The 24,293-nt window shown below is 69.0% G+C and carries 21 protein-coding genes and 2 pseudogenes; 13 read left to right on the top strand and 10 right to left on the bottom strand.

Annotated features, from left to right (window positions below):
* Window positions 1-33: 33 nt before the first annotated feature.
* Together KWI83_RS28170 and KWI83_RS28165 are read right to left on the bottom strand one after the other, a co-directional pair.
* Window positions 34-906, bottom strand: a complete 873-nt coding sequence (locus tag KWI83_RS28170) for a trans-aconitate 2-methyltransferase (protein ID WP_218517207.1) — start codon at window positions 904-906, stop codon at window positions 34-36.
* 131 nt (window positions 907-1,037) lie between these two features.
* On the bottom strand, window positions 1,038-1,643 hold the full coding sequence (locus tag KWI83_RS28165) for an XRE family transcriptional regulator (RefSeq protein WP_218517206.1): 606 nt from the start codon (window positions 1,641-1,643) through the stop codon (window positions 1,038-1,040).
* 92 nt (window positions 1,644-1,735) lie between these two features.
* On the opposite strand from KWI83_RS28165, the gene KWI83_RS28160 reads away from it, so the two are divergent.
* The 3 genes and pseudogenes from KWI83_RS28160 to KWI83_RS28150 form a co-directional block, all read left to right on the top strand.
* The gene (locus KWI83_RS28160) at window positions 1,736-2,749 is read left to right on the top strand and encodes an NAD(P)/FAD-dependent oxidoreductase (RefSeq protein ID WP_218517205.1); all 1,014 of its coding nucleotides are present in this window, start codon (window positions 1,736-1,738) and stop codon (window positions 2,747-2,749) included.
* A 135-nt stretch (window positions 2,750-2,884) separates the two neighbouring features.
* Window positions 2,885-4,483, top strand: a complete 1,599-nt coding sequence (locus tag KWI83_RS28155; RefSeq protein WP_218517204.1) for an MFS transporter — start codon at window positions 2,885-2,887, stop codon at window positions 4,481-4,483.
* A gap of 37 nt (window positions 4,484-4,520) precedes the next feature.
* Window positions 4,521-4,771 (top strand): annotated as a pseudogene (locus KWI83_RS28150) (sugar ABC transporter substrate-binding protein); the annotation flags it as partial.
* Window positions 4,772-4,780: 9 nt separating this feature from the next.
* On the opposite strand, the gene KWI83_RS28145 reads toward KWI83_RS28150, so the two are convergent.
* Window positions 4,781-5,665, bottom strand: a complete 885-nt coding sequence (locus KWI83_RS28145) for a DUF3152 domain-containing protein (protein WP_218517203.1) — start codon at window positions 5,663-5,665, stop codon at window positions 4,781-4,783.
* A 139-nt stretch (window positions 5,666-5,804) separates the two neighbouring features.
* Between KWI83_RS28145 and KWI83_RS28140 the strand changes: the two genes are divergently transcribed.
* Genes KWI83_RS28140 through KWI83_RS28130 form a run of 3 tightly spaced genes read left to right on the top strand, consistent with a single transcriptional unit; the run spans window position 5,805 to window position 8,559 of the window.
* Window positions 5,805-6,500, top strand: coding sequence for a response regulator transcription factor (locus KWI83_RS28140; RefSeq protein ID WP_218517202.1), 696 nt, complete (start codon window positions 5,805-5,807; stop codon window positions 6,498-6,500).
* 50 nt (window positions 6,501-6,550) lie between these two features.
* A complete protein-coding gene (locus KWI83_RS28135; protein WP_218517201.1) occupies window positions 6,551-7,987 on the top strand; it encodes a cell wall metabolism sensor histidine kinase WalK in 1,437 nt (478 codons plus the stop codon).
* Window positions 7,984-8,559, top strand: coding sequence for a hypothetical protein (locus tag KWI83_RS28130; protein ID WP_218517200.1), 576 nt, complete (start codon window positions 7,984-7,986; stop codon window positions 8,557-8,559). The genes KWI83_RS28135 and KWI83_RS28130 overlap by 4 nt, the downstream gene beginning before the upstream one ends.
* A 252-nt stretch (window positions 8,560-8,811) precedes the next feature.
* Here KWI83_RS28130 and KWI83_RS28125 read toward each other — a convergent pair whose 3' ends face one another.
* The gene (locus KWI83_RS28125; protein WP_218517199.1) at window positions 8,812-9,360 is read right to left on the bottom strand and encodes a hypothetical protein; all 549 of its coding nucleotides are present in this window, start codon (window positions 9,358-9,360) and stop codon (window positions 8,812-8,814) included.
* A 442-nt stretch (window positions 9,361-9,802) separates the two neighbouring features.
* Between KWI83_RS28125 and KWI83_RS28120 the strand changes: the two genes are divergently transcribed.
* A complete protein-coding gene (locus KWI83_RS28120; RefSeq protein ID WP_256362925.1) occupies window positions 9,803-13,165 on the top strand; it encodes a S8 family serine peptidase in 3,363 nt (1,120 codons plus the stop codon).
* Window positions 13,166-13,437: 272 nt separating this feature from the next.
* Here the strand turns inward: KWI83_RS28120 and KWI83_RS28115 are convergent, their stop codons facing one another.
* The 3 genes from KWI83_RS28115 to KWI83_RS28105 form a co-directional block, all read right to left on the bottom strand.
* Window positions 13,438-14,313, bottom strand: coding sequence for an alpha/beta fold hydrolase (locus KWI83_RS28115; protein WP_218517198.1), 876 nt, complete (start codon window positions 14,311-14,313; stop codon window positions 13,438-13,440).
* A 267-nt stretch (window positions 14,314-14,580) separates the two neighbouring features.
* Window positions 14,581-15,645, bottom strand: a complete 1,065-nt coding sequence (locus tag KWI83_RS28110) for an aldo/keto reductase (protein ID WP_218517197.1) — start codon at window positions 15,643-15,645, stop codon at window positions 14,581-14,583.
* Between the two features lie 69 nt (window positions 15,646-15,714).
* On the bottom strand, window positions 15,715-16,440 hold the full coding sequence (locus KWI83_RS28105; protein WP_218517196.1) for an SDR family oxidoreductase: 726 nt from the start codon (window positions 16,438-16,440) through the stop codon (window positions 15,715-15,717).
* Window positions 16,441-16,578: 138 nt separating this feature from the next.
* Here KWI83_RS28105 and KWI83_RS28100 point away from each other — a divergent pair, with 138 nt between their 5' ends.
* Complete coding sequence (locus tag KWI83_RS28100) at window positions 16,579-17,163, top strand: TetR/AcrR family transcriptional regulator (protein WP_218517195.1); 585 nt, start codon at window positions 16,579-16,581, stop codon at window positions 17,161-17,163.
* A 436-nt stretch (window positions 17,164-17,599) separates the two neighbouring features.
* Here the strand turns inward: KWI83_RS28100 and KWI83_RS28095 are convergent, their stop codons facing one another.
* Window positions 17,600-17,917, bottom strand: coding sequence for a hypothetical protein (locus KWI83_RS28095; protein ID WP_218517194.1), 318 nt, complete (start codon window positions 17,915-17,917; stop codon window positions 17,600-17,602).
* Window positions 17,918-18,350: 433 nt separating this feature from the next.
* On the opposite strand from KWI83_RS28095, the gene KWI83_RS39095 reads away from it, so the two are divergent.
* Both KWI83_RS39095 and KWI83_RS28090 read left to right on the top strand, forming a co-directional pair.
* On the top strand, window positions 18,351-18,482 hold the full coding sequence (locus KWI83_RS39095; RefSeq protein WP_256362924.1) for a hypothetical protein: 132 nt from the start codon (window positions 18,351-18,353) through the stop codon (window positions 18,480-18,482).
* A 1,138-nt stretch (window positions 18,483-19,620) separates the two neighbouring features.
* The gene (locus KWI83_RS28090) at window positions 19,621-20,214 is read left to right on the top strand and encodes a SigE family RNA polymerase sigma factor (RefSeq protein WP_256362923.1); all 594 of its coding nucleotides are present in this window, start codon (window positions 19,621-19,623) and stop codon (window positions 20,212-20,214) included.
* 477 nt (window positions 20,215-20,691) lie between these two features.
* Here the strand turns inward: KWI83_RS28090 and KWI83_RS28085 are convergent.
* A pseudogene (locus tag KWI83_RS28085) lies at window positions 20,692-21,052 on the bottom strand (transposase); the annotation flags it as partial.
* Between the two features lie 120 nt (window positions 21,053-21,172).
* Between KWI83_RS28085 and KWI83_RS28080 the strand changes: the two are divergent.
* From KWI83_RS28080 to KWI83_RS28070, 3 genes are all read left to right on the top strand, one after another.
* On the top strand, window positions 21,173-21,577 hold the full coding sequence (locus tag KWI83_RS28080; protein ID WP_218517192.1) for a PaaI family thioesterase: 405 nt from the start codon (window positions 21,173-21,175) through the stop codon (window positions 21,575-21,577).
* A gap of 76 nt (window positions 21,578-21,653) precedes the next feature.
* Window positions 21,654-22,298, top strand: coding sequence for a TetR/AcrR family transcriptional regulator (locus KWI83_RS28075; protein WP_308122221.1), 645 nt, complete (start codon window positions 21,654-21,656; stop codon window positions 22,296-22,298).
* A gap of 356 nt (window positions 22,299-22,654) precedes the next feature.
* Window positions 22,655-23,017 carry a hypothetical protein gene (locus tag KWI83_RS28070; protein ID WP_218517190.1) on the top strand — a complete coding sequence of 121 codons (363 nt, stop codon included), beginning with the start codon at window positions 22,655-22,657 and terminating at the stop codon, window positions 23,015-23,017.
* A gap of 474 nt (window positions 23,018-23,491) precedes the next feature.
* Here the strand turns inward: KWI83_RS28070 and KWI83_RS28065 are convergent, their stop codons facing one another.
* Window positions 23,492-24,004, bottom strand: a complete 513-nt coding sequence (locus KWI83_RS28065) for a thioesterase family protein (protein WP_218517189.1) — start codon at window positions 24,002-24,004, stop codon at window positions 23,492-23,494.
* Window positions 24,005-24,293: the final 289 nt, after the last annotated feature.

The raw sequence follows: 24,293 nt of genomic DNA, 5'->3' as shown, positions 1-24,293 counted from the left end.
GCGCTGCCCGACAGACAACGGGGCGGCCCGGGATCAGGCGCGGCGGGCTGCCCAGACGGTGCGCTCGGTGCGGACCGCGAGGTCGCTTCGGCGCAGGATGCTGTGTGGGCTGTCGACATCCAGGAGTTCGTCGAGTGCGACGAGGTCTTCGGGGCTGAGTGCAGGTGCGGCGGCGCCGCGGATGCGCTGCAGGCTGCCGTGGGCGTAGCGGCCGATGGCCTGACTGCGGTTGCCTTCGATGTTCACGGTGATGGTGCGCTCGTCCTCGACGGTGAACCCTGCGGCGGTCAGCATCGGCCCCCAGTCGGCACCGCGGTGGGGTACGTGTTCGGCGTGATAGCTGTCGGTTGCGGCATGGGCGCGCTCTTCGAGCCCAGGCTGGCCCTCGGGCGCGTGGGCGGGCAGGAAGCGGGGGAAACCGTCCAGTTCCACGACGGCGAACAGGCCGCCCGGCGCGAGCAGTTCGTGGACGTCGGCCAGTGCGCGGTCGGGGCGGGCCATGTGATGCATGGAAGCGGAGGCCCACACCAGGCCTGGTGTGCCGAGGTCGGGCCAGTGGTCGGTGTCGAGGTCGGCCTGCACGGTGCGCACACGGTCCTGCATGCCGCGGGCGCATGCCTTCTCGCGCAGGAGCTGCAGGTGGCCGGCGGAGACGTCGACGGCGATGACGTGCGCGTCGGGGAAGCGTTCAAGGAGGGCAAAAGTGCCCGCACCGGTGCCGCAGCCCAGGTCCACGATCTGGCGCGGCTCGGACTTCAGCGGGAGCCAGGCGGTGATGGACGCAATGTGCTCGGCGAGCACCTCGGCGTCCAGGTCAAGGATCTCCGCCTGGCCGCTGTCGTCGTGCTCTGAGTGGTGGCCGTGCGAGCCGCGATGGTGAGGGGTGTGGTCGTGAGCTGGGGTCATGGCACGACCGTAGGCACCTCATGCGTGAATTGCGCGACTGCTTGCGCACTACGCAAAGAGGTCGCTCTGTGTGCTGCCTGCCACGCAAAATCCCTCTCTTCTGGCGGCACACCACCGTTCTCGCACGGGCGCTACCCACAGGGGCCCCGTGCGCTGTCGCAGTCGCCGGACTCGTCGGTGTCGCGTTGGTGGCCGCGGCGGGCGTCGCGGTCGAAGATGCCCATGATCTCGCACGGCCCGCCCTCGGCGCCGATCGCGTGCGGCATCATGGTGGGGAACTCGGCGGCCTGATTGGTCTCGATGCGGAACCGGCGGTGGCCGAGCATCAGGATTGCCGTACCGGACAGGACCACCAGCCATTCGCGGCCGGGGTGGGCGCGCATGCGGGCGGGATTGTCGGGCGGCGGTTCGGTCATCCGCTGACGCATGACGCTCATGCCGGGGACGCCCTTTATGGGCCAGCGCATCAGGCCGTGGGTGCCGTCGATCATCGGGCTGATGACGACGTCGTCGGCGGCGTTCTCCACGAGCTGGTCCAGGGTGGTGTCCAGAGCGCGGGCGAGGGTGACGAGCTGGTCGAGGGCGAGGCGGCGCTGACCGTTCTCGATGCGGCTGAGCGAGGACTGACTGAGGTTGGCGCGGGTGGCCAGTTCCTCCAGGGACCAGCCCTGTGCGACCCGCAGGGCGCGGATCCGTTTGCGTACCAGGCTGTCCAGCTGCCCATCTCCTTGCGTCATAGGCAACATGTTATGCCTTCACTGCAATGCGGGCTTAACGTCGAATACAGATGGTCCAGCACGGGGGGCCACGTACGACGAAAGGGCGCGACATGTCTGCGCAGACTTCCCGCTACGAGAGCGACACCCTGCCCGCCGAGAGCGTGGACGTGGTGGTGATCGGCGGCAGCGCCGCGGGCCTGAACGGCGCGCTCACGCTCGCCCGCTCGCGCCGCTCGGTCGTCGTGATCGACAACGGCACCCCGCGCAACGCGCCCGCCGCAGCGATGCACGGCTTCATCGTCCTGGACGGCACCCCGCCGCCCGAGATCCTCAAGCGCGGACGCCAGCAGGTACGCCAGTACGGCGGCCAGATCGTCTTCGGCGAAGTGGCCGCCACCGAGCCCGCCGCCCCCACGGCCGACGGTGATCTGCGGTTCACCGTCACCCTGGCCGACGGCCGCACGCTCTCCGCGCGCCGCGTCCTGGTGGCAACCGGCCTGCGCGACGTCCTGCCCGAGGTTCCGGGCCTGGCCGAGCACTGGGGCCGCAGCGTTGTGCACTGCCCCTACTGCCACGGCTGGGAGGTCCGTGACAAGCCCATAGGCATCCTCGCAACCAGCCCCGCCTCCCTCCACCACGCACTGCTGTTCCGTCAGCTCACCGACGACCTGGTCTACTTCACCAGCGGCACCGTCCTGGACGAGGACGCGCGCGCCCGGTTCGCCGCCCGCAACATCCGCAACATCGAGACCGAGGTGCAGGAAGTCGTCAACGACGAGGGCGGCGCTCTGGCCGGCCTGCGCCTGGTCGACGGCACATTCGTGGAACGGCGGGTCATCGCGGTGGCCACGCAGATGCAGGCCCGCACCGAGGGCCTGGACGGACTGAAGCTGCCGATGGAAGACCTGCCCGACAACACGGGCCGCCGCTTCGCCTCCGCCATGGCCGGCACCACCGACGTTCCGGGCGTGTGGGTGGCCGGAAACGCCACCGACCTCACCGCGCAGGTCGGCGCGTCCGCCGCGGCCGGCGCCCTGGCCGGATCCCACATCAACGCCCTCCTGGCCACCGCAGACACCGACGCGGCCCTCGCCGCAGCACAGGCCGAGAACGCCCCCGCCTGACACCCCAGCCGCCGTAGCTGAACCGCGCGACCGCACACCTGCAGTCCGCGCGGTGAACAGACCTCCTGCTTCACCACCTTTGGCGACCGGCCCTGCTCCGGCGCTGATTCCGCATGCCCCTCTTGAGAGGAACCAATGAGTAGCAACCTGCCTCCCCAGGCGGCGGCCGCACCAGTAAGCGGCGGGGGTACGCCGGATGCGCGTCAGCTCCGCGCGATCCTGATCACCGTCTCGATCGCGCTGATGGCCGTCATCGCCTCGGTGTCCGGCCTGAACGTCGCCCAGACTCATATGGCCGTCGAGTTCAGTGCCTCGCAGACCACCGTCCTGTGGATCATCAATATCTACACCCTGGCCCTGGCCGCTCTGCTGCTGCCGCTCGGCGCGATCGGTGACCGGCTGGGCCGAAAGCCCATGCTGATCACCGGACTGATCATCTTCGGCGCGGCCAGCGTCGTCGCGGGCCTCGCCCCGTCGGCCGCGATGATGATCGGTGCCCGCGTTGCCGCGGGCATCAGCGCCGCGATGATCATGCCGATCACGCTGGCCGTCATCACCTCCACGTTCCCCGAGGAGGAACGAGGCAGAGCGATCGGCGTATGGACCGGCGTCGCCGGAGGCGGCGGCATCCTGGGCATGTTCCTCTCCGCCCTGCTGGTCGACGTCGCGGACTGGCGCTGGCTGTTCGTGCTGCCCGTGGTCCTGGTCGTCGTCGCGCTGGCGATGACGCTGAAGTCGGTGCCCAACTCCCGCGAACGCTCCAGCCATTCCTTCGACACAATCGGTGCACTGGTGTCCACCATCGCCGTGATCGGCGTCATCTTCGTCCTGCAGGAAGGCCCCGAGCGCGGCTGGACCGACCCCGTCACCCTGATCAGCCTGGCCGTCGGCGTCGTCGCCGCCATCGTCTTCGTGGCCTGGGAACTGCACCGCCGCGACGCATCCCTGCTGGACGTACGCCTCTTCCGTGAGCGCGGCCTGGCCAGCGGCTCGATCACCCTGCTCGTCGTCTTCGGCGTCCAGGCCGGCATCGCCGTCGTGCTCTTCCCGTTCTTCCAGGCCGTGCTGGGCTGGTCGGGTCTGCTGTCCACCGTGGCGATGATGCCGATGGCCGTCATGATGATGATGGCCTCCGGCCTGGCCCCCAAGATGGCCGCCCAGATCGGCGCCCGCTCGACCATGACCGTGGGCGTCGCCCTGTCCACCCTCGGCCTGGCACTGATGGCCCTGTTCGTCTCCGTCGACGGCGGCTACCTGTCCATCCTCGCCGGCATGTTCGCCATGGGCATCGGAATGGGCCTGTCCATGACGCCCTCCACCGAGGCCATCACCAGCTCCCTGCCACGCGCCAAGCAGGGCGTGGCCTCCGCCCTCAACGACGTCACCCGCGAATTCGGCACCGCCCTGGGCGTCGCGATGCTCGGCGCGCTCCTGGCCAACGGATACCGCAGCGCCATCGACGACAAGCTCGACAGCATCCCTCAGGGAGCTGCGGGCACCGCACGCGAAGGCATCGCCAACGCCATCGAGGTAGCCCCGAGCACTGGCAGCCACGCGCAGGACCTGATCCACACCGCGCAGCAGTCCTTCGTCGACGGCTGGCAGCAGGCCATGTGGGCAGGCGTCGCCGTCATGGCCGGCCTGTTCCTCTACATCCTCGCCCGTGGCCCGAAGAACACCACCCCGACACCGAATCACGACGCAGGAGCCCCAGAAGCTGTGTCCGCGCGGTAACTGTGCTATTCAGACCCCTTTAACGCAAAACACGCCCCTGCTGACCGGCACCCAGGCCCTGAGGACCCCGCCCTGCACACCGCGAAGAGCGGCTGGGCCACCGGCACGGCTCTTGCCGCAAATTTGCGCCCGGCGCCCGCGCAGTCCGTGCGCGGCTACCCGGAGTGGAAGGACAAGGTCGCCACGCCCGCCTTCCAGGAGTACTACAGCGGCGCGATCGGGCTCGGCGAACTCCGCGAACGACTGGAGGAGGACGGGAACCTGGTGCTGGCCCGGTCCCAGCGCTGAGCCCTCCGCTCAGGGAACGGCGGGGCCGGTGACGTACCGTCCCTCGTCGTCGTACGGCCAGACGTTGGGCACGCAGCCGTGCATGCCCTTGATCTGCTGCATCATCGCGGGAGCAGGTTTGCCCGGGCCGGGGCAGGTGACATGACCGTGCCCGAGGAAATGGCCGACCTCGTGGTTGATGATCAGGGCCCGGTAGGACGTCACGTCCTTGGCGTAGACGGGCGTTGCCAGTTCCCACCGCTTGAGGTTGACCATCACGTTCTTGTCCACGCTGCAGTTGACCTCGCCGCCGGTGTCCAGCCCGTACTGACCGCAGATCTTGTCCACGGTCCCGGGTGTCGCGACGCGTACGACGAAGTCGGTGCTGCCGCCCGACACCCGCTGGAACGCCGAGCGGCCGTCCGCCGTCCAGCCGCGCCGGTCGGCCAGGATGTCCTCCACCTGTTCGGCGACCGCCGCGGCGGACAGCTTCAGGCCGTCCTCGACCTCGACCCGGTAGCGCAGGACCGTCCCTTTCCCCACCTTGGCACTCCCGCCGGAAGCGGTCGTGAAGGTGCCCGGTCCGGTGGCCGGGATGACCGGCTCGGAAGGGCGGGCGGAGGGACTCGACGGGCTGACGGACGGGCTCGCGGAAGGACTGCGCGGGGCGGGGCTGGACGCCGCGCGCCCGGTGGGCTCGTCCCGCGCGGCGGAGTCGCCCCCGGCTCCGGCCCCGATTCCCGCCCCTCCCCGGTCCGCGGACGTCCATCCCACGGCCGCGAAACCGGTGGCCCCGAGCAGGGTCAGCGCGGCCAGTCCTCCCCACAGCGGTGCCTTGCGCCCGCGCGCGGCGGCGTGCGCGCGGCCGCTCCTGCGGCGGCGGGTGCGGGGCGGAGTTGCTCGGTGCGCGGTCATGGTGGTTCAGGCTGTGACCGCGATGTGATGGGATCTGGCCCGGACGGTAACGAAATGATAACGGGCTCCTGTTGGGGCCTCATGTGATCATCCGGTAACAGAGTCCCGGGCGTGTGGAGGTTCTGCGGATACTGAGCGCATGCCACGCGTTCTGCTGATCGAAGACGACCCCGCCGTACGGGAGGGCGTCGCGCTCGCCCTGCGCCGCCAAAGCCACGAGGTCGCCGCCGCCGAGACGGGCGAGGAGGGGCTGGAGCGGCTGCGGTCCTTCCGGCCGGACGTCGTGGTGCTGGACCTGATGCTGCCCGGCATGCCCGGCCTGGACGTGTGCCGGGGGATGCGGGCCCTGGACCAGACGCTGCCGATCATCATGGCGACCGCGCGCGGCGACGACGAGGACATCGTCGTAGGCCTGGAAGCAGGTGCCGACGACTACGTGGTCAAGCCCGTGCAGGCGCGGGTGTTGGCGGCGCGTATCCGTGCCGTGCTGCGCCGGGCGGCCGGGGCGCCCGCCGACGGTGGGATACCGAAGATCGACACGTACGGGGACCTGGCCGTCGACCGGGCCGGCCTCTCGGTCACCTGGCAGGGCGCGCCGGTCTCGCTCGCCCCGTCCGAACTGCGGCTGCTGCTCACCCTGTCCGCCTCGCCCGGCCAGGTGTTCAGCCGGCAGCAACTCCTGGAGGCGGTCTGGGAACACAGCTACCACGGCGACGCGCGCCTGGTGGACGCCTGCGTCAAGCGGCTGCGCGCCAAGATGGGCGAACCCTCGCGCGAGCCCCGCTACATCCAGACCGTGCGCGGCTTCGGCTACCGGTTCGCGTCGTCCCGGTGAGGCGGCTGCTGAGAACTCGTGTCAGGGTTCCTCAACTGCGCGGTCTGCGCATGCGGTTGGTGGTGGCGTTCGCGCTGGTCGCCGTGCTCACCGCCGCGACCACCGGTGCCCTGACCTTCCGGGAGGCGCGTACGGGGGTGCTCCAGCAGAGCCAGGACACCGTGATCAAGCTGCTGCGGACGCAGATCGACCGGCTCGCCCCGGAACTCCCCGTCCCACCGGGCGAGTTCGAGCTGCAGCGGTTCGCGGCCGACGTGGCCGGCGTCGAACCCGCCGGGACCTGGCGGGTGCTGGTCGCCTACGGCGGGCTGAGCGCCACCTCCGCTCCCGACGATCCGTTCGAGGAGCTGACGCCGGCCCTGCGCGCGGCCGTGGACTCCAGCACGGCCACCGTCTTCCAGCGGGTGGACAGCGGCGACCACACCTCCCTGGTCGTCGGCATGTCGGTCGTCTTCACCGCCGGCACCGCCGCGACCGGGCCCGCGTCCGGCGTCCAGGTGTTCCTGACCGTGCCGCAGACCACGGAACAGGCGTACGTCGACGCCCTGGTCACCGCCGTCCAACGGGCCACCGTGCCCGCCCTCGGCCTCGCCGTGCTGCTCGCGCTGCTCGCCGCCCGCGGGGTGCTGCGGCCGGTGCGCGCACTGCGCCGCGCCACCCGCAGCATCGCCGAGGGCCGGCTGGACACCCGGCTCGACGTCAACGGCTCCGACGAACTCGCCGACCTGTCGCACACGTTCAACGAGACGGCCGCCGCCCTGGAGGAGTCGGTAGCCGAACTGCGCGGCATGGAGGCCCGGGCCCGCCGGTTCGCCGCGGACGTCTCGCACGAACTGCGCACCCCGCTGGCCGCCATGTCCGCGGTCACCGACGTCCTCGACGAGGACGCCGCCCACCTCGACCCCGACACCGCCACCGCGGTCCGGCTGATCAGCGAGGAGACCGTGAAACTGGCCCGGCTGGTGGACGACCTGATGGAGATCTCCCGCTTCGACGCGGGAGCGGCGGTGCTGCACCTGGACGAGATCGACCTCGCCGAGTCACTGCGGCGCACACTCGCCGCCCGCGCCTGGACGGACCTGGTGGACGTCCGCCTGCCTCCGCCCGACGCGCTGCGCGGACGGGTCGACCCGCGCCGCCTCGACGTCGTCGTCGCGAACCTGGTCGGCAACGCCCTGCGGCACGGTGCCCGTCCCGTCCACCTGCGCCTGTACGAGGGCGGGGAGCGGGTCGCGGTCGTCGAGGTGCTGGACAGCGGGCCCGGCATCCCCGACAGCGTGCTGCCCCACGTCTTCGAGCGTTTCTACAAGTCGGACGCCGCCCGCACCCGGACCGAGGGCAGCGGCCTGGGCCTCGCCATCACGGCGGAGAACGTCCGGATGCACGGCGGCACCGTCCGGGCGGCGAACCGTCCGGAGGGCGGCGCGGTCTTCACCGTGGAACTCCCGCTGCGGCGGGACGAGTCGACCCTGGGGAGCGGACAGTGAGGGCCCTGTGCCGAGCCGTACTGCTGGCCGTTCCCGCGCTGTGCGCGCTCGCCTCCTGCGGCATCCCCACGACCGGCGTGGTGGAGGCGGGCGGGCCCGCCGGTGGGGTGGTGCCCACGATCCGGGTGTACTTCGTGGCGGGGGACGGCACCCTGGTCGCGGTTCCCCGCAGGACCGTCGCGCCGGTCGACGTCGAGTCGGCGGTGGCGGTACTGCTCGAGGGCCCGACCGAGGCGGAGCGCGTCAAGCGCCTGACCACGCTGCTGCCGCTGCCGGGGCTCCTGGCGACGCCCGTCCCGGCCGCCACGGCCACGGACGGCCCCGTGGCGGTGCCGCAGGAGGAGGTGCGTACGGCCGACCTCGTGAAGGTGGTGGCGGAGGACGACCGGGTGTCCATTGAACTCACCGCCGCCTCACGTGAGTTGACGGGCCTCCCGGTGGACCAGCTGGTCTGTACGGCCCTGGGGGCGCAGCGCGTCGCCGAACCCGGGGCGGAACCCTTGCCGGTGACCGTCACGGGCCCGGGCGGTCGGCCCGTCGAAGGGACCGGCGCGAGCTGTTCCGACGGCTGACCGAGGTGCCGACTCCGCGTGGACCTGCTGGATCCCCGGCGGGCAGCCTCTTGCGCCTGCGCGGCCCTCTGGCCGGCTGCCTGCCCCGCAACCCCTAGTGAACACCCCATGACAGTGATGACGGACGCGCTCGTATCGGCATTGGAAGACGCCCGCGAGGCGCATGAGGCGGTCGTCGACCGGTTCAGGGCGGATGTGACCATCACGCGCCGGCCCCTACCGGCAGATGCTCGAGGGCCAGGTGAACGACGTTCAGGACAGCCTTCGGCGTATCGAGCACCGCGTGCGCAAGCTGCGGCCCCGCAGCGGGCTTGTCGGGGAGAGCGTGGATATGGCGAGGTTCGTCTCGTGCAGCGCCGTGCGCACCGCCATGCTGCCGCTGACCATCGGATCGGTGATCACGACTGAGATGCTGCGCGGCCGGTGGCCGAACGGCGAACGGCGGCTGCTGAGGAACGCCGAAGACGAGTACGTGTTCACCGCCCGGGCGCTGGCGGCCTGCCGGGCCGGCCAGAGCATCGCGGAAAAGCGGTCCATGACCAGGCAACCGCCGACCTGCTCGCCGCGCTGCGCCGCCAGGATGAGGAACTGCTCGAAAGGCTGGAGGACAGCGTCGCCGATCAGGTTCGGGCCGTGGCGGCCGCGGCCAACGGCTTTCGCCTGGAGAACGGCGGTGGCTGGGCCGACGCGGCCGCCCGCACGTTGCGGGCCGTCGCCAACCGGGTGCGGCGGTGACGGCAGGACCACACGGCGCGCGGGGGCCTGCTCACGCCGACCACCGCCACGGTGTGCAGTGGGCACGACGGACGGGAATGTGTGGTCGGTGAGACCGTCCGTCGGCGCGGCAGGCGCATCTTTGGCTGACGTGGCCGCGGTCGCCTGCCGTCGGCCAAGTGGCGGTCCCCGAGCACATCCTCGGATCGGCCGATGCGGTTCCGTTATCGTCCGAGCCAGGTCCGGTCACACAGCGGACCTAGCCTCAACGACCATGATCGCTCAGCACGCGAGGTCTTCGGCAACCCGGTCCCGCGGCCCGGGCGGTCTGCCTCCGGCGGTGGACCCACTGCCGGCCTGTCCTGGCCGGCGTGGGACGGCCTGACGTTCCAACCTCGGAGTCATCGCGGGGCGGGCCTGTGCGCTCCAGCCCTTCGTTCCTTCATCCCCCGACGAAAGAGATGACATGAACATGTCTTTATCTCCCGGCAGACGAATACGTGCGGCCGCCCCGCTGGGGGCTCTCGCCATGGCCGCCGTAGTCACCGCGACCGGGATGCCGGGGGTGAGCCAGGCCGCCGCCCTGACCCCTGACGCTCCGGCAGGCCCAGGGAGGGCCCTGTCCGTTCCGGGGGCGAAGAGCGCCAAAACGGTGACGCTGATCACCGGCGACAAAGTATCGATCGCCGCGGACGGCTCTGTCGCCGGGATCGAGAGGGCCAAGGGGCGCGAGGGCGCGTCGTTCTCGGTCCGGAAAGTCGACGGGCACAGCTTCGTCATACCGGGCGACGCGGCGCCGGCTGTCGCCCAGGGAAAGCTCGACCGGCGGCTGTTCGACGTGACGCAACTCGTCGCGTACGGGTACGACGACGCGAGCCGGTCCGACCTGCCGCTGATCGTCACCTACGCCGGGGACGAGACACCCCCCGCGAGCGCCTTCCGCGACGCAAGGGCCAAGGCGGGCCAGGAGCTGCCCATCGTCAACGGCGTGGCGCTGCGGGCCGACAAGCACGGCCACTCCGCGTTCTGGGACACCTTCACCGACGGCGGTGACGGTGGACAGGGCACGGCGCGGCTGTCCGGCTCACCGGCGGTGAAGAAGGTGGTGAAAGTCTGGCTGGACGGCAAGCGCCAGGCCAGCCTGGACAAGAGCGTGGCCCGGACGGGCGCGCCGACGGCCTGGGGCGCGGGGTTCGACGGCAGGGGCGTCAAGGTCGCCGTGCTGGACACCGGCGTCGACCAGACGCACCCCGACCTGGCGGGCCAGGAGATCGCCGAACGGAACTTCTCCGACGCCGAGGACAGCGTCGACCGGGTCGGCCACGGCACCCATGTGGCCTCGACGGTGGCCGGTACGGGTGCCAGGTCGCAGGGCAGGTACAAGGGCGTCGCGCCGGGCGCGCGCATCCTGGACGGCAAGGTCCTGGACGACAGCGGCGGCGGCTGGGAGTCCGGCATCATCGCGGGCATGGAGTGGGCGGTCGCCGAGGGCGCCCAGGTCGTCAACCTCAGTCTGGGCGGCACCGACACCCAGGGCATCGACCCGCTGGAGGAGACGGTCAACCGTCTCTCCGCCGAGACGGACACGCTGTTCGTCATCGCCGCGGGCAACGCGGGCGAGGACGGCGAGAGCACCGTCGGATCGCCCGGCAGCGCGGAGTCCGCGCTGACGGTCGGCGCGGTCGACAAGGCCGACAAGCTTGCCGACTTCTCCAGCCGCGGCCCGCGCGTCGGTGACGGAGGAGTCAAGCCGGACCTGACCGCGCCGGGCGTCGGCATCACGGCCGCCGCCTCCACCGCGAGCCCCATAGAGCAGGTGTTCCCCTCGGGGACGCCCGGTTACGCCACCCTGAGCGGCACGTCGATGGCCACTCCGCATGTCGCGGGCGCCGCCGCCATCCTGGCGCAGCAGCACCCGGACTGGACCGGCGAGCGGATCAGGGCGGCGCTCACGGCTTCCGCCAAGCCCGGCCCGTACAGCGCCTACCAGCAGGGCACCGGACGCACCGATGTGGCCCGGGCGATCGGGCAGACTGTCGTCGCCGAGCAGGGCCCGATCGGCTTCGGCCGCCCGAAGTGGCCGCACACCGATGACGAGCCGGTGACGAAGGAGATCACGTACCGCAATCTCGGCACCGAGCCGGTCGTCCTGGACCTGGCCATCGAGGCGCTCGGGATAGACGGCGGGCCCGCCCCCGAGGGCATGTTCGAGATGTCGTCGCGGCAGCTCACCGTTGCGGCGGGCGGCACGGCGAGCACCACGGTGACCGCCGACACCCGCGTCGGCGGCGAGGCCTACGGCTCGTACGGCGGCTCGGTGACCGCAGCCTCGGCCGACGGCCGGACCCGGGTGCGCACCGCCTTCGGCGTGGAGCGCGAGATCGAGTCGTACGACCTGACCATCAAGCACCTAGACGACGACGGCAAGCCGACCGGCAAGGGTTACACGGCGATCGATGGCCGGGACCGCGACTACTACCAGGAGTTCGCCGACGCGACGGACGGCGAGATCACGGTGCGCCTGCCCAAGGGCGGTTACGCGCTCACCGGGATCCTCAACGCCGTCGGCGAGTCCGCCGCCCCCGACTCCCTCTTCCTGGCCCCGGCCCTGCGGCTGACCAAGGACACCACGGTCGTCATGGACGCCCGGGAGGCCAAGGCCACGCGCATCACCGTCCCCGACGCGGGAGCCGAGAACCACCACGCCCAGCTCATCCCGGGCTACACCCGCTCCGACGGGCAGCCCCTCGGCTTCATGCCGTTCATCTTCGACTTCCCCGATTTCCAGAGCTTCAAGGTCGGTCACATCGGCCCGGAGGCGCCGAAGGACGCGGCATACGCCCAGTACAGCGGTTTCTGGACACGTCAGCCGGCCGACGGGCGCGCCGTGAACTACCGTCTCGCGTGGAACCGTACGGGTTCGCTCGGCGGCTTCACCGCCGACGTCCGGCGCGAGCAGCTGGCCGAGATCGACTTCGCGGCCGGCAGGCCCGGCCCTGAGTCGACCGCGCAGGTCGCGGTGATGCCGCTGACGCCCATCGGCGAGTTCGCGGCCGACTTCAGCACTCCCACCCGGCGCCAACTGCCGCTGCGGACCTCCGAATACGTCCTCGGCAACGGCGTCAAGTGGTCCTACTCCGTACACCAGTGGGAGTCGGGGAACGCGCAGGTGGGAGGGTTCACGGCGTACCAGCCGAAGAAGAGCTACACCGCGCGGTTCAACGTCGGTGTCTTCGGTCCGGTCCTGCCCCCGGGTGAGGGTGAACCGTGGTGGGGGCGTCCCGGGATCGCGCGGAGCGGGAACACGATCAAGGCGCATCTGCCCATGTTCGGCGACAGTGACGGGCATGAGAGCAGCAGCGGCTACACGGAGCTGGAGAGTTCGCTCCGCGTCGACGGCGAAGAGATCCCCGCCGAGGGCGATCCGCTGAACATCGCCGAGTACACCGTCCCCGCCGGGGACGGCCGGTACGAACTGAGTGTCGACGCCTTGCGGGACCCCGAGCTGTTAGCGGTCAGCACCCGTGTGCGGGCGCAGTGGACGTTCAGGTCGGCGAACGTGTCCGAGGACAGCTGGGCCCGGCTGCCGCTGTCCGTGGTCCGCTTCTCCCCCAGGCTGTCACTGACCAGTACCGCGAAGGCCGGCCAGAGGTTCCAGGTGCCCTTCACCGTGGAGGGCGCGGCCACCGCTCGGACGGCCAAGAAGCTGGAGTTCGAGGTGTCCTACGACGACGGCAGGACCTGGACCACGGCCAGAGCCGTCAACGGCACCCACCTGTCGCTGAACCACCCCGCGCAGCCGGGCACCGTCTCGCTGCGTGCCAAGCTGACCGACCGTGACGGCAACACCCTGGTCCAGACGATCGACCGCGCCTACCTCACGGTCCGGTAGGGCGAGGGCAGCAGAGCGAGGGCCGAAGGGCCCCTTCAAGGACAGGGCCCGGGTCGAAGACCCGGGCCCTGTCGGTATGGTCGCGCTCCGGTGGACGGCCTTGGGAGCACCGGAGCGGTCACCCGGTGAGGGAGGCCACGCGCGGCAGCCCCCCTCAGCGGCGAAGGCCGGCTCAGTTGGAAATGGGTCCACTCGATCTGGTGATCAGGATGATAGGAGCCCGGTGACGGGAGACTGTCACGCCACCTGGACGGTCGGCCGGTGGGCCCGCATCACCGGGTGGCGTGGTCGGCCTGCTTGATCAACCGCGCCACGGCCTGCGGCTGGGAAACGGTCACGGCATGTGAGGCCTTGACTTCCCGGGTGTGGGAGCCCGCGCGGTCGGCCATGAAGCGCTGTGCGGCGATGGGGATGTTGAGATCCTGCGTCGTGGTCAGAGCCCATGAGGGGATCGTCTTCCACGCGGCTTCGGTGGCGGTGTCGTTGAGCGCCGCGTCGGTGATGGGGCGTTGGGTGGCGGCCATCAGGTCGGTGGTCCTGCGGGGAACGTCCGCCGCGAACTGGCTGTGGAAGGCCTTCTGCTTGATGTAGAGGTCGGTGCCCGTGCTGCCGTCGGCCTGGCGGAAGGGAACAGGGTTGAGGTTCGGGCCCAGGGTGCTGCCGGGGAACTTGCCGGCCAGCTCCGCCGAACTCTCGCCCTTGTCGGGCTGGAACGCGGCGATGTACACCAAGGCCTTGACCTGGGGGTGGTCGGCGGCGGCCTCGCTGATGACGCTGCCACCGTAGGAGTGGCCGGCCAGGACGATGGGGCCGTCGATGCTGTCGAGGACACTGCGCACGGAGGCTGCGTCCTGGTGCAGCCCGCGCAGCGGGTTGGCGGCGGCGACGACCGGGTAGCCGGCCTGCTTCAGTGGGGCGACGACGTCGTTCCAACTGGAGGAGTCGGCGAAGGCGCCGTGCACCAGGACGATCGTGGGCCTGCCGCCACTCGAGTGCTGCGCGGTGGTCGTCCTGGAGTCGAGGCGCGGTGCTCCGCCGGCCGCACCGGCCGCTCCGCTGGAGGCGAATGTCAGAGCTGTTCCGCTCGCGGCGGCCGCCAGCAGGGCACCGCCAGTGAGGATCAAACGCCGAGTGCTCTTGTTCGTCATGTCCTTCTCGCTCTCGTGCTGAGCCGAAGCGCGGTAGTTGTCACCGCAGAGCCGGTTGAGCTGGTGAATGAGACCGGTCGAAGCAGTCTGGTTGTCACCGATGAGGCACGCGGCTTGTCACAAGCGCTCATTCGGCATCCTTTCTGTCACCAGCCGCCCAGGCGGCGACAACAAGCTGCCCTCGCGTCGGTCTGGTCTGGTCGGCGTGCAGGGGACTCGCGCCGGCCAGTAAGCGGTATCGCCGCTCCCTGGCGCTTTGCTCGATCGTCAGCGGCGGGCCTGGATCTTCAGGTCGCCGCGGGTCTGGATGCGGATGTGGTCGCTCGCGAGCATGGCGTGGGGGAATCCGAGGTCGATCGCGCTGACCTCGTCCAGACGCGCCATCTGGGACGGGGTGAGGTCGACTTCCAGAGCTCCGAGGTTTTCCCGCAGTTGCTCGGCGGTTCGAGCTCCGATGACCGGCGCAGTCACCCCCGGGTTGTGCAGGGTCCAGGCGAGCCCCACCTGGGCCGGTGTGCGGCCCAGCTCGTCAGCGATCTCCTTGACCACGTCCACGATGGCGAGGTTGCGCTCGGTCACCCCGCCGAGGGCCAGGTTGAAACTCTTGCGGGTGCTCTCGCTCTGGCCGGACGGCGACGTGGTCAGGTCCTGGCGGCTGTACTTGCCGGTGAGCACCCCTCCCGCCAGCGGTGACCACAGAACTGTTGCCAGCCCCAGCTCCTGCGCCATCGGGATGAGGTCACGCTCCCCGGTACGCTCCACCAGGTTGTACTCCAGCTGCAGTGCCACCAGCGGTGACCAGCCGCGCAGGTCGGCCATCGTCTGCATGCGTGAGATCTGCCAGGCGGGGGTGTTGGAGATGGCCACGTAGAGGACTTTGCCCTGCCGGACCAGGTCGTCCAGACCGCGAAGGATCTCCTCCACGGGTGTGGTGGGATCCCACACGTGCAGGTAGAGCAGGTCGATGTAATCGGTGTTCAACTGTCGCAGGCTGGTTTCGACCGCCCCGAAGAGGCTCTTCCGGCTCGCGCCACCGGAGTTGGGGTCGTCAGGCCGCCGCAGGGTCGTGTACTTCGTGGCCAGGACCAAGCTGTCTCGCCTGTCCCGGGCGAACTCACCGAGCATGCGCTCCGATGTGCCGTTGGTGTAGGTGACCGCCGTGTCGATGAAGTTTCCGCCGCGCTCGACGTAGAGGTCGAACAACCTACGCGCCTCGTCCTGCTCCGCGCCCCAGCCCCATTCGTTGCCGAAGGTGGCCGCCCCGAGCGCGAGCGGCGAGACCCGTAGGCCGGAGCGTCCCAGTTGCCGGTAGGCGTCGAGAGTGAGTGGCATCGTGTTCTCCTGTAGTGGTGGGTTTCTGAGGTTCGAGGGGTGCGGGCCGGTGGTCGGCGTGCCTGAGTTTTAGGCGCCGAGCCCGTAGCCGCCGGCCACGGTGACGTCCTGGCCGGTGACGTAGCCGGCGGCGTCCGAGGCGAGGAAGGCGACGACTTCCGCGACCTCCTGGCTGGTCCCGAAGCGCTCGAACGGGATCTTCGTGCGCATGGCGTCCCGGCCGCTCTGGGGTATCCCCAGCTTGTCGAGCAGCGGGGTCTCGGTCGCGCCGGGACTCACGGTGTTGACGCGGATCCTGCGCGGAGCCAGTTCGAGCGCGAGCGAGGGCAGCATCGCCAGCAGGGCACCGCGCGTGGCTGCCCCCACCGTGGCGCCAGGGCTGCCCCTATGGGTTGCGATGCCCACGGTGAGGACGATCGATCCGCCGTCGTTCATCAGTGGTAGGGCCTTCTGGAGGGTGAAGTACTGACCCTTGAAGTTGACGTCGACGTGCTTGTCGAACGACTCCTCTGTCACGTCGGCAACCGGTGCGGGGCGGAAGACCCCGGCGTTGAGGAACAGCAGGTCGAGAGACCCGAAACGTTCGGACACCCTTGTCATGAGGGCGTCGGTGTCGGACAGAACGCGTGCGTCGGATCGGACGACGAGTACGTCGTCGGGAAGCTCGAGTCGTGCTCGCGCGAGGGACTCGGGGTTCTGTCCGGTGACGGCGACCTGGTAGCCGCGGGCGTGCAGCAGTGCGGCGGTCGCTCTGCCGATTCCGGTCGTGCCGCCGGTGATGAGTGCTGTGGGCATGGCGGGCCTTTCGTCGGGCGGGCAGGGTCGGGCACCCCAGTAAGCGGAGGACTCCCCGCTTGCGTCCACTGTACACTTAACCGGAGACCTCCCCGAATCGCCCGGCACCTCGACCCGACACTCCTGATCGCGAAGGCCATGACACCTCCACGCAACACCCTGCGCGCCGATGCCCAGCGCAACCGCGAGCACCTGATCGCCACAGCCGCTGAGGCTTTCGCCTCCGGAAAGGCGATCTCCCTGGACTCGATCGCCAAACGCGCGGGCGTGGGAAGCGGCACCCTTTACCGGCACTTCCCCACCCGAGAGGACCTGGTCGAAGAGGTCTACCGCGACCAGATCCGCCCTCTGCGCGACGACGCCCGGGACCTTCTGGCCACCGAGAAGCCCGCACAGGCTCTCCACGCCTGGATGCGCCGCTTCGCCGAGTGGGCGGGTGAACGGCGCGGCATCTGCGAAGCCCTGGTCGCCATGAGCGCTTCCGGACGCTTCGGCACCGGACCCGTCTGCGATGAGATCCAGCAAATCCTGGGGATGGTGCTCCAGGCCGGCGCTGAAGCAGGAGAACTGCGCAGCGACATCGACCCGGTCGACGTCGGCGGCATCCTCACCGGCGTGCTCTCCGTGGCCGGCGCGCCCGAGCAGCGCGCCCAACTCGACCGCATGCTCACCGTCGTCGTCGACGGGCTGAAGCCGCGCCAGGAAGATCGAGGGCGTGCCTAGTACTCCAGTTGCAGTTCGCTATTTCTGCTGGTCAGGGGCGTGTTCGTGAGTGTACTTGGCTGATGCACCGTCCAGCGTATGGAAGAACTTCCACACCAGAACGCCGTGTTCGAACCCCGGGCTGTGCATGGAGGTGATGGCTGGGTCGGCATACGTGCTGTAGCCGAATCTGGTGACCGAGAAGTCCTCGGTGACGCGCTGCCCTACGGCCGCTGGCTTCGGCCTACTTCCGAAGGGCCGCGTTCCATCGGCGGCACGGTCCGGCCGCCCAGGGACTGCGACCCCGAGGCGGACTGCGAGCCGTGAAGGACCTACTCGCCTACGGCTGCTCGGCACAAAGGCCGTCGTCCGCGCAAGTACCCGGCCACTCGGGCTCCAAAGCCGCTCCCACCTTCGCCGAATGCGCGGCGCATGGTCAGGCCGCGCCCGCAGGCGGTCAGGAGGTCAGCTCGACGGTGCGCGGCCGGTCTGGAGATGCCAGCGACCTCTGCAGGTCGGGATCGGTCACCTTCTGGCCGGGAGGGGCCTGGAAGACGATCTGCGCGGACTGCACGTCCGGGGAGGGAAAGTGACGGTCCATCTTGGTCAGGGCCGTCTGCGCCGGTGACCCGGGAATGGAACTGCTGTCCTGGAAGGAGCCTGCGAGCGAGAACCCGAGGCCGATCACCGCTCCCAGAGCCAAGAGCCATGCGACCAACATCGTTCGCCACCGTCGAGCGCCGAGCGCGCCCAGCCGGTACAAGAGCGTAGCCATGCCTGCATCCCTCATCGGTAGTGGATTGAGGCTCTGATCCTTCTCGGCGAACTTGACGGGCGCCCGCCGATGAACCTGAGGGTTTCTTGACGGTCGACCGCAGCGTCGTCAACTTCGCCGTGGTTCACCCCGGGGCTGCCGCTCAGAAGATCCGACCTCGTCGCAGGTCGTCCGACCGAAGAATTTACTGCGTGCTGTAGAACAAGCCCACCGAGCAAGGGAGCTTGCGGCCTTTGGGGAAGCCTCACTGCACGAGAAGCATCGGCATGCCTGTGCAGAGCAGGCCGCAAGGGGCCTGCTCTCCCCAGCAGGAAGGCGTCCCGACCCCGTCGACGATCCCATATCTGTCAGGCCCCAACTGGTCGACAGTGGTGGGCGGGCTCCGCCGCGACGATGCCGTTCCGCGCGGCTTTGGGGGCAGAGCACCCCTGGTGTGCGTGGTGCCCCTCACCTACGCCTCCCCCGGCTGGGACAGGTGCGGGCCATGTGCTACGGCGTCGGCCTGTTCGTCATCGGCCTGCTGGTCGGCTTCGCCGCTGCCACGGTTCCCGGCACGGCCGTCTAGATGGTGGTCACCTCCGTCGGCTACGCGGCTTGCGCGTCAACGCCCTTGTCGCGTTGTGGGGTCTTGCTCCCAGCAGGCACGTTCTGGGCACCTACACCGGCCTGCCGATGACGTCGACATGGAACCGGCGCACCACGCCATCCACTTCGAGGCTCGGAAGCCCGACGGCAAGGGCTACACCCTGCTGCGCCTCGGCCATTCTGCACCCATCTCGTAATGCGAGTTCACGGTCGATGACGTGAGGAGGGTGGGTGCGCCATGTCGGCAGTCGGTCCGGGCAGCGCACGTGTATCACCGTCGACCTCGCGCCCGCGGGCTCCTCTGCACCCAGCCCATACCCCGGCCCCGACCCCGGCCTCAGTGACACAAATCACTGAATCAGGCCTGTCTCCGTCTCGCCCGACCCGCAACCCCGAGGGCCTTGGGACGTCTGTCGGGGTGGATGCGCCTCCAGCACAGAGCCGCCGCAAGGGAAGCCACCCATGACGGACGGTCACCCAACCGCCGAGACCGATGACTAAGAGGACCGAACATGTCAGTACGTCACGCCGCTGCCCGCAGCCCCCGTCCGAGCCGGCTTCGCGCCGCGCTGGGCGCCTCGGTTGTGGGCACCGCGCTGGCCCTGGGGGGAGCCTTCACCGCCCACGCCGCACCCGCCTCGTCGGATGCACCCACCGAGGCACAGAAGGCGCAGGCTGCCTCTCCGGTGACGTCCACTTCCACCGGGAAGCACGCCAAGCCCTACGTTTCCGGGTCGGAGACGCCCGCTCCGAGCTCGGAGACGGACGTCCCGGCTGACGCAAAGCCCATACAGCCCTACGTGCCAGGGTCGGAGACGGACGTCCCGGCTGACGCGAAGCCCGCACAGCCTGTGCAGCTCGCGGCTGCGGCCAGGTGAGGCTCAGCGTTTGGCCCGCTGATCGACGCTAGGTCGTTCGGCGACATCACGTGAAAGCACGCTGCAGGGCTCAGGCCCAGCAGCGGTCCGTCCGCCCGGGGTCCCGGGCGGACGGACCGTACTGTGACGTCCAGGAGACATGTGAGAACAGCGGCGATCCCAACCGCAGCACCGTCGCTCGCCTGGTGGCGGACGATGTTCAGGCCGGTGCGCCCCTTGTTCTGCGGCGGAGTGGCTCTGATGCGCCGAACGCAGAACACACTCGCGCTGCGTTCACTGGCCGGTCGGAAGGGTAGCGGGAGACGGCTGTTCGAAGCCGTGCCCCCCAGCACGGTGACAGCCGGGGACGAGCACGGCTTCAGTGAGCTTTACCACCATCGCCGGTTGGCGCTTGTGCGGCTGGCACTGCTTCTGGTGGACGATCTTCCGACGGCAGAGGACGTGGTACAGGACGCCTTCGTCGCACTCCTGCGCCGCCACGGCCGTCGGCTGGCGGAGCTGGACGACCCCGAGGCCTACTTGCGAACCAGTGTGGTCAACAGAGCTCGCTCGGCTCTGCGCCGGCGCCGTACAGCACGCGCCTACATTCCTGAGCGGGAACGCCATGCCCCGTCCGCCGACAGGAGCGTGCTCCTTGCCGAGACCCATCAAGAAGTGATCAACGCGTTGCAGCGTCTCACCCGCCGACAGCGCGAGGTCCTGGTCCTGCGCTACTGGTCGGACCTCACCGAGGCGCAGATCGCCGACATCCTCGGAGTCTCCCGTGGGACGGTCAAGTCAACCGCCAGCCGGGCCCTGGACGCTCTCGGCAGACACCTGGAGGTACCTCGATGACCGAGCACCCCTCTCCGCCGCGCTCCAGTTCTTCGCGCTGCCGGCGCCTTGCGGAGATCCAGCGATGAGGCGCAGCCAGCTCCACCACGCGGAGACCGAACAACGACTGCGCGAGGCCCTGGAAGCCCGGGCCAACAGCGCCGACTGGGCACACCTGCGGCCCGCCGCCCTTCCCACCAGGCCCAGACGGTCCTTCCTCCCCCCTCGCCGGATCGTCATCGTGTTGTTCGGCCTGGCTGCGGTTGCTGCCTGCGCACTGCTCGCCGTCACGGGCAGCAATTCAGACAGCCCGGTCCGTCCCGCCGACACCCCCTCGCATTCAGTGAGCCCCTCCACGTCTCAGGCCCCGGCTTCCCCCGCCATCCAGGTGCCGCCCTCCAGGGAGGCCGCTACTGCGGGAGCACCCGACCCAGCTTCCCCCGTCCCGCCACCGTGACGAGACAATGACCAGCCTGACGGTGCGGGCTTGCAGTGTCAGCCGTTGTGCGGGTCGTGTCTCGTTTGGTGACCCTCGACCATGGGCTTCCATCCAAAGTCGATCAGGACCGCGTCGTCGAGTTGGTGAAGCACGGCCTCGTGCAGACGGGCCCACACGCCGGCCCGGGACCAGATCAGGAACCGGCGGTGGGCGGTCGACTTGGAGATGCCCAAGCACGGCAGCAACGTACGCCAGGCGCAGCCGCTGGACCAGTACATAGCTGATGGCCGCGAACAGGGTCTCATCAGGCGTGTCCTGCCTCCCGCTGCCCTGCGGCCGCACCCTCGACGGCGGGATCAACGGCTTCGGGATCTCCCACAACCCGTCCGGAACAATCCAACTCCAGGTACCCCGCCCCACGGCCGACTCAACGAGTCACCGCCACATCACGGTGGTGGTAAGCAGATCAGAAGTCACCCGGGTTGACGACCTGAGTTAACGAAGATAAGTTATCGCCACTAACCAGGAGGGGAGTGGCCCGTGGTCACACTTGAAGCCGAAGACGTCTACGCGCTCGCGCCGTATGCCAAGACGCTCGGAGTCGAGTTCAAGGAGATTACGGAAGCCGGCGTTCAAGCCAGACTGGCGCACGATCTCTCCCTTTCCACGGTGGGCGGCGGCCTCCACGGAGGGGCGTTGATGGGGCTCGCTGATGTGTGTGCTGCCGTTTGCGCCGCCCTCAACGGTCCAGCCGGCGCCGCACCAGCCACCGTGGAGTCGAGCACGCATTTTCTTCGGCCCGCACGCACGAGCGTCGTTGCGACAGCTCGTCCCTTGCGTCTGGGGCGCAACACTGTCATCGAGGTCGACATTCAGGATGACGAAGGTGAACTGTGCGCTCGGGTAACCCAAGTGGTCACCACGATCAAACCGAAGGCGTCTTGATGCCTCGTCACGCACGTTCGGGGCATCGCGGTTTCGTCACCTGCGTATGGTCGCCCTCTCACGAAGGCTCGTATCTGTGACCGGTTCCCGGGTTCGCGCCGCCAAAGGCCAGGGCGGTCTGCTCCGAAACCAGCTTCTCGACATCGCCGATCAGCTACTGGAAGGCGGAGGCGTCGACGCTCTTACGATTCGTGCAGTAGCAACAAGTGCGGGAGTCAGCCCGCCAGCCGTCTACCTCCACTTCGCCTCGAAGAGGGAACTCGTCCATGCGACGTGCCTGCGTGTGTGGAGCTCACTGTTCATCGAGTTGGAAGCAGTGTCCCGGGAAATCCCGGATCCCGTGACGGCGCTCTACGAAACCTGCGTCGCCTACATCGCATTTGGACTTCGTCATCCTTCCCAGTACCGACTGGTGATGGCCGGTGAGGCCACCGAAGCCAGCCGCCGGAACGAAGATGAATGCTTCCGCTATTTCCGAGACAAGGTCGCAGCCTGTGTTGATGCCGGGGTACCTGTGACGAGTAAGACCGAAACCGCCAGAGTGCTGTGTGCCAGCGTGCACGGGGCGGTTTCTCTTCTGATCCACCAAGAGCGTGATGTATGGCCTCCAAATAGCGACCGCTACGTCAGGCGGGCGGCGTCCTCAGCCGTCCACGGCGCTCTTCTCACTGCATCTCACGCGTTCACACCCTCGATGGCTGGCGTGATTCAGTCGGGCTGAACCATGAGTGCCAAAGCCGCGCGGCTGGGATCACTGGCCAGTGAGGGAGGCGACGGACAGGGGCCGCGGAGCAGGGCGCAGAAGAAGCCGAAGTTCCGGCTTGAGCACGGTGAGCCCCGCTGCAGGCACTGGGTCCGCTGAACAGGACTCCGGGTGTACTGCGCACGCTTACGTCCCGGCCCTGGTGGGAGTTGGAGAACATGACATGGCTGACCTCCATGAGACGGGCAGGCCCTTGAGAGTCCGCTCCGGTATCCGCATCGTGGGCGGCGGCCTTTATGAGCGCTCCTTGCCCGGACCATGAGCAAACGATGACGGCGTGCGAGTGGGCGCTCGGGGGCTGTTGTGCTGGGGACATGAACAGCAACCACAGGTCCCGTTCCCGTTCTCCTCACCGCACAGCCCGCTACAGCCTGAGCGCCGTCGCCGCAGTCACTGCGCTCGGCCTCTCCTTGGTCGGATGCGGCGAGAAGGGCTCCGGCACCAGGGACGAGGGGAAGAGCACGACGACCAGCACCGGTACGAAGGTGCTGTGGCTGCGTGACTCCATCGCGGGCGCCGAGGCTTCCGCCCTGGGCTCGGCCCTGAAGGCCAGTGGCGTGGAGTTCAAGGACTCCTCTTCGGATGGTGGGGGCACGGTCGTCGACGGCGGCGAGAAGATCACGCAGATGATCTCCGGCGACACGTGGAAGCAACTGGCCAAGGACATCGTGAACTGACCCCGGATTCGTGGAGTCCCTGAAGCCAGGCTTATGATCCTGGCCCGAAGGAGAACCACGAGCAGTGACAGCACCAAGCCTGAGATGAACGGCTCGCCGACGTTCCTGCTGGACGGCGTGGACCGCTTCGTCCAGGCCGGAGCGGTGCCGAGTGTGTCGTGCCGTCTGTATCGGGAGGCCGACGGCACGGTTGTCGACGTCCCTTGCGTGGCCGCGCTGCGCGAGGCCTTCACCGATACGGATCAGGCGGAGGCCGTCGCCCCCGGGCTGCTGCGAGCCGGACGTTCTCGATGTAGTCGGGCGAGGCGGGGCGGGCACGCTACGCACCTCATGAGCGGGGTCTGCGTGCGGTGCACCAGGCGGTGTTGCGGCACTTCGCCGACATCGGAACAGCACACGGATCCGACGCACTGAAACCGGTCGCCGCACACGCGGGCCGGACGACCTGGGAGGTGCTGGCCCAGCGAAGCCCGCTTAAATGCCAGGGACGTCTCCATCCGGTGAGGCGGACTGTGCCTCCCTCGCCTCCAGCGTCGCCAAGAGTTCGTCCGACATCAGCGGTCGGCTGAAGTCCAACAGGTCCTGGGTCAGCGGAGCCGGCCGCAGCGTGCTGGCATCGAGGTTCACCATTCCTCGCGTTCCGCTGGCATGGACGGTCGCGCGGTCAGCAGACAGAATAACGAACTTGTACGTGAAACTCGTGCGCCCCACATGCTCGAGCCAGAACTGCACCTGGATCTCCCCGAGCCTGGTGATGGGGGCGTCATAGGTCAGTTGCATGGACCGGACGACCTGAATCATCTCGATGGGAGCTCCCGAAGCACGGCCAAAGGGGAAACCCTTTCGATTCAAGTAGCTATTGAAAGCCCGTTCGAAGAGGAAGGGATACTTGTTGTGATGGACCATGCCGTACGCATCAAGATCTTCGAAGTGCACGGAAACCGCTTCGTACGTACCCACGGGAGCCTTGCTGTTGGCCGAAGTCATCCTGCATCCGATTCTGACAAATCGTTCAGTGGATCTGGCGCTCATTACGCGCACTCTGTATGAGGGCCGCGATGCTGTCCGCGTCGGCTCGGTCTCGGCGGGGAGCGATGCAGTTGCCGACGGCACGCGACCACCCCGTCCCGTTGCAACGATACCAGCCGAGAAACGGTTCATTGAGACGCCATCCGCTTTTCGAACGTGATCGGTTGCTTCGGGGTGGGTGGGTATGAACTCCGCTTTGCAGCGGGAGAGATGAGCGTGGTTCGTCCGTTCGTCTCGCTTGCGGAGG

The sequence above is a fragment of the Streptomyces sp. TRM70350 genome (genome assembly GCF_019219825.1).
Lineage (GTDB): Bacteria > Actinomycetota > Actinomycetes > Streptomycetales > Streptomycetaceae > Streptomyces.
The sequence above is the reverse complement of the archived record's forward strand: the minus strand, read 5'-3'. Positions and strand labels throughout refer to the sequence as shown.

Coding starts and splice junctions, on each gene's coding strand:
- KWI83_RS28170 (WP_218517207.1), bottom strand. CDS start 906: ATGACCCCAGCTCACGACCACACCCCTCACCATCGCGGCTCGCACGGC.
- KWI83_RS28165 (WP_218517206.1), bottom strand. CDS start 1,643: ATGACGCAAGGAGATGGGCAGCTGGACAGCCTGGTACGCAAACGGATC.
- KWI83_RS28160 (WP_218517205.1), top strand. CDS start 1,736: ATGTCTGCGCAGACTTCCCGCTACGAGAGCGACACCCTGCCCGCCGAG.
- KWI83_RS28155 (WP_218517204.1), top strand. CDS start 2,885: ATGAGTAGCAACCTGCCTCCCCAGGCGGCGGCCGCACCAGTAAGCGGC.
- KWI83_RS28145 (WP_218517203.1), bottom strand. CDS start 5,665: ATGACCGCGCACCGAGCAACTCCGCCCCGCACCCGCCGCCGCAGGAGC.
- KWI83_RS28140 (WP_218517202.1), top strand. CDS start 5,805: ATGCCACGCGTTCTGCTGATCGAAGACGACCCCGCCGTACGGGAGGGC.
- KWI83_RS28135 (WP_218517201.1), top strand. CDS start 6,551: ATGCGGTTGGTGGTGGCGTTCGCGCTGGTCGCCGTGCTCACCGCCGCG.
- KWI83_RS28120 (WP_256362925.1), top strand. CDS start 9,803: ATGGCCGCCGTAGTCACCGCGACCGGGATGCCGGGGGTGAGCCAGGCC.
- KWI83_RS28115 (WP_218517198.1), bottom strand. CDS start 14,313: ATGACGAACAAGAGCACTCGGCGTTTGATCCTCACTGGCGGTGCCCTG.
- KWI83_RS28110 (WP_218517197.1), bottom strand. CDS start 15,645: ATGCCACTCACTCTCGACGCCTACCGGCAACTGGGACGCTCCGGCCTA.
- KWI83_RS28105 (WP_218517196.1), bottom strand. CDS start 16,440: ATGCCCACAGCACTCATCACCGGCGGCACGACCGGAATCGGCAGAGCG.
- KWI83_RS28100 (WP_218517195.1), top strand. CDS start 16,579: ATGACACCTCCACGCAACACCCTGCGCGCCGATGCCCAGCGCAACCGC.
- KWI83_RS28095 (WP_218517194.1), bottom strand. CDS start 17,917: ATGGCTACGCTCTTGTACCGGCTGGGCGCGCTCGGCGCTCGACGGTGG.
- KWI83_RS28090 (WP_256362923.1), top strand. CDS start 19,621: ATGCGCCGAACGCAGAACACACTCGCGCTGCGTTCACTGGCCGGTCGG.
- KWI83_RS28070 (WP_218517190.1), top strand. CDS start 22,655: ATGAACAGCAACCACAGGTCCCGTTCCCGTTCTCCTCACCGCACAGCC.
- KWI83_RS28065 (WP_218517189.1), bottom strand. CDS start 24,004: ATGACTTCGGCCAACAGCAAGGCTCCCGTGGGTACGTACGAAGCGGTT.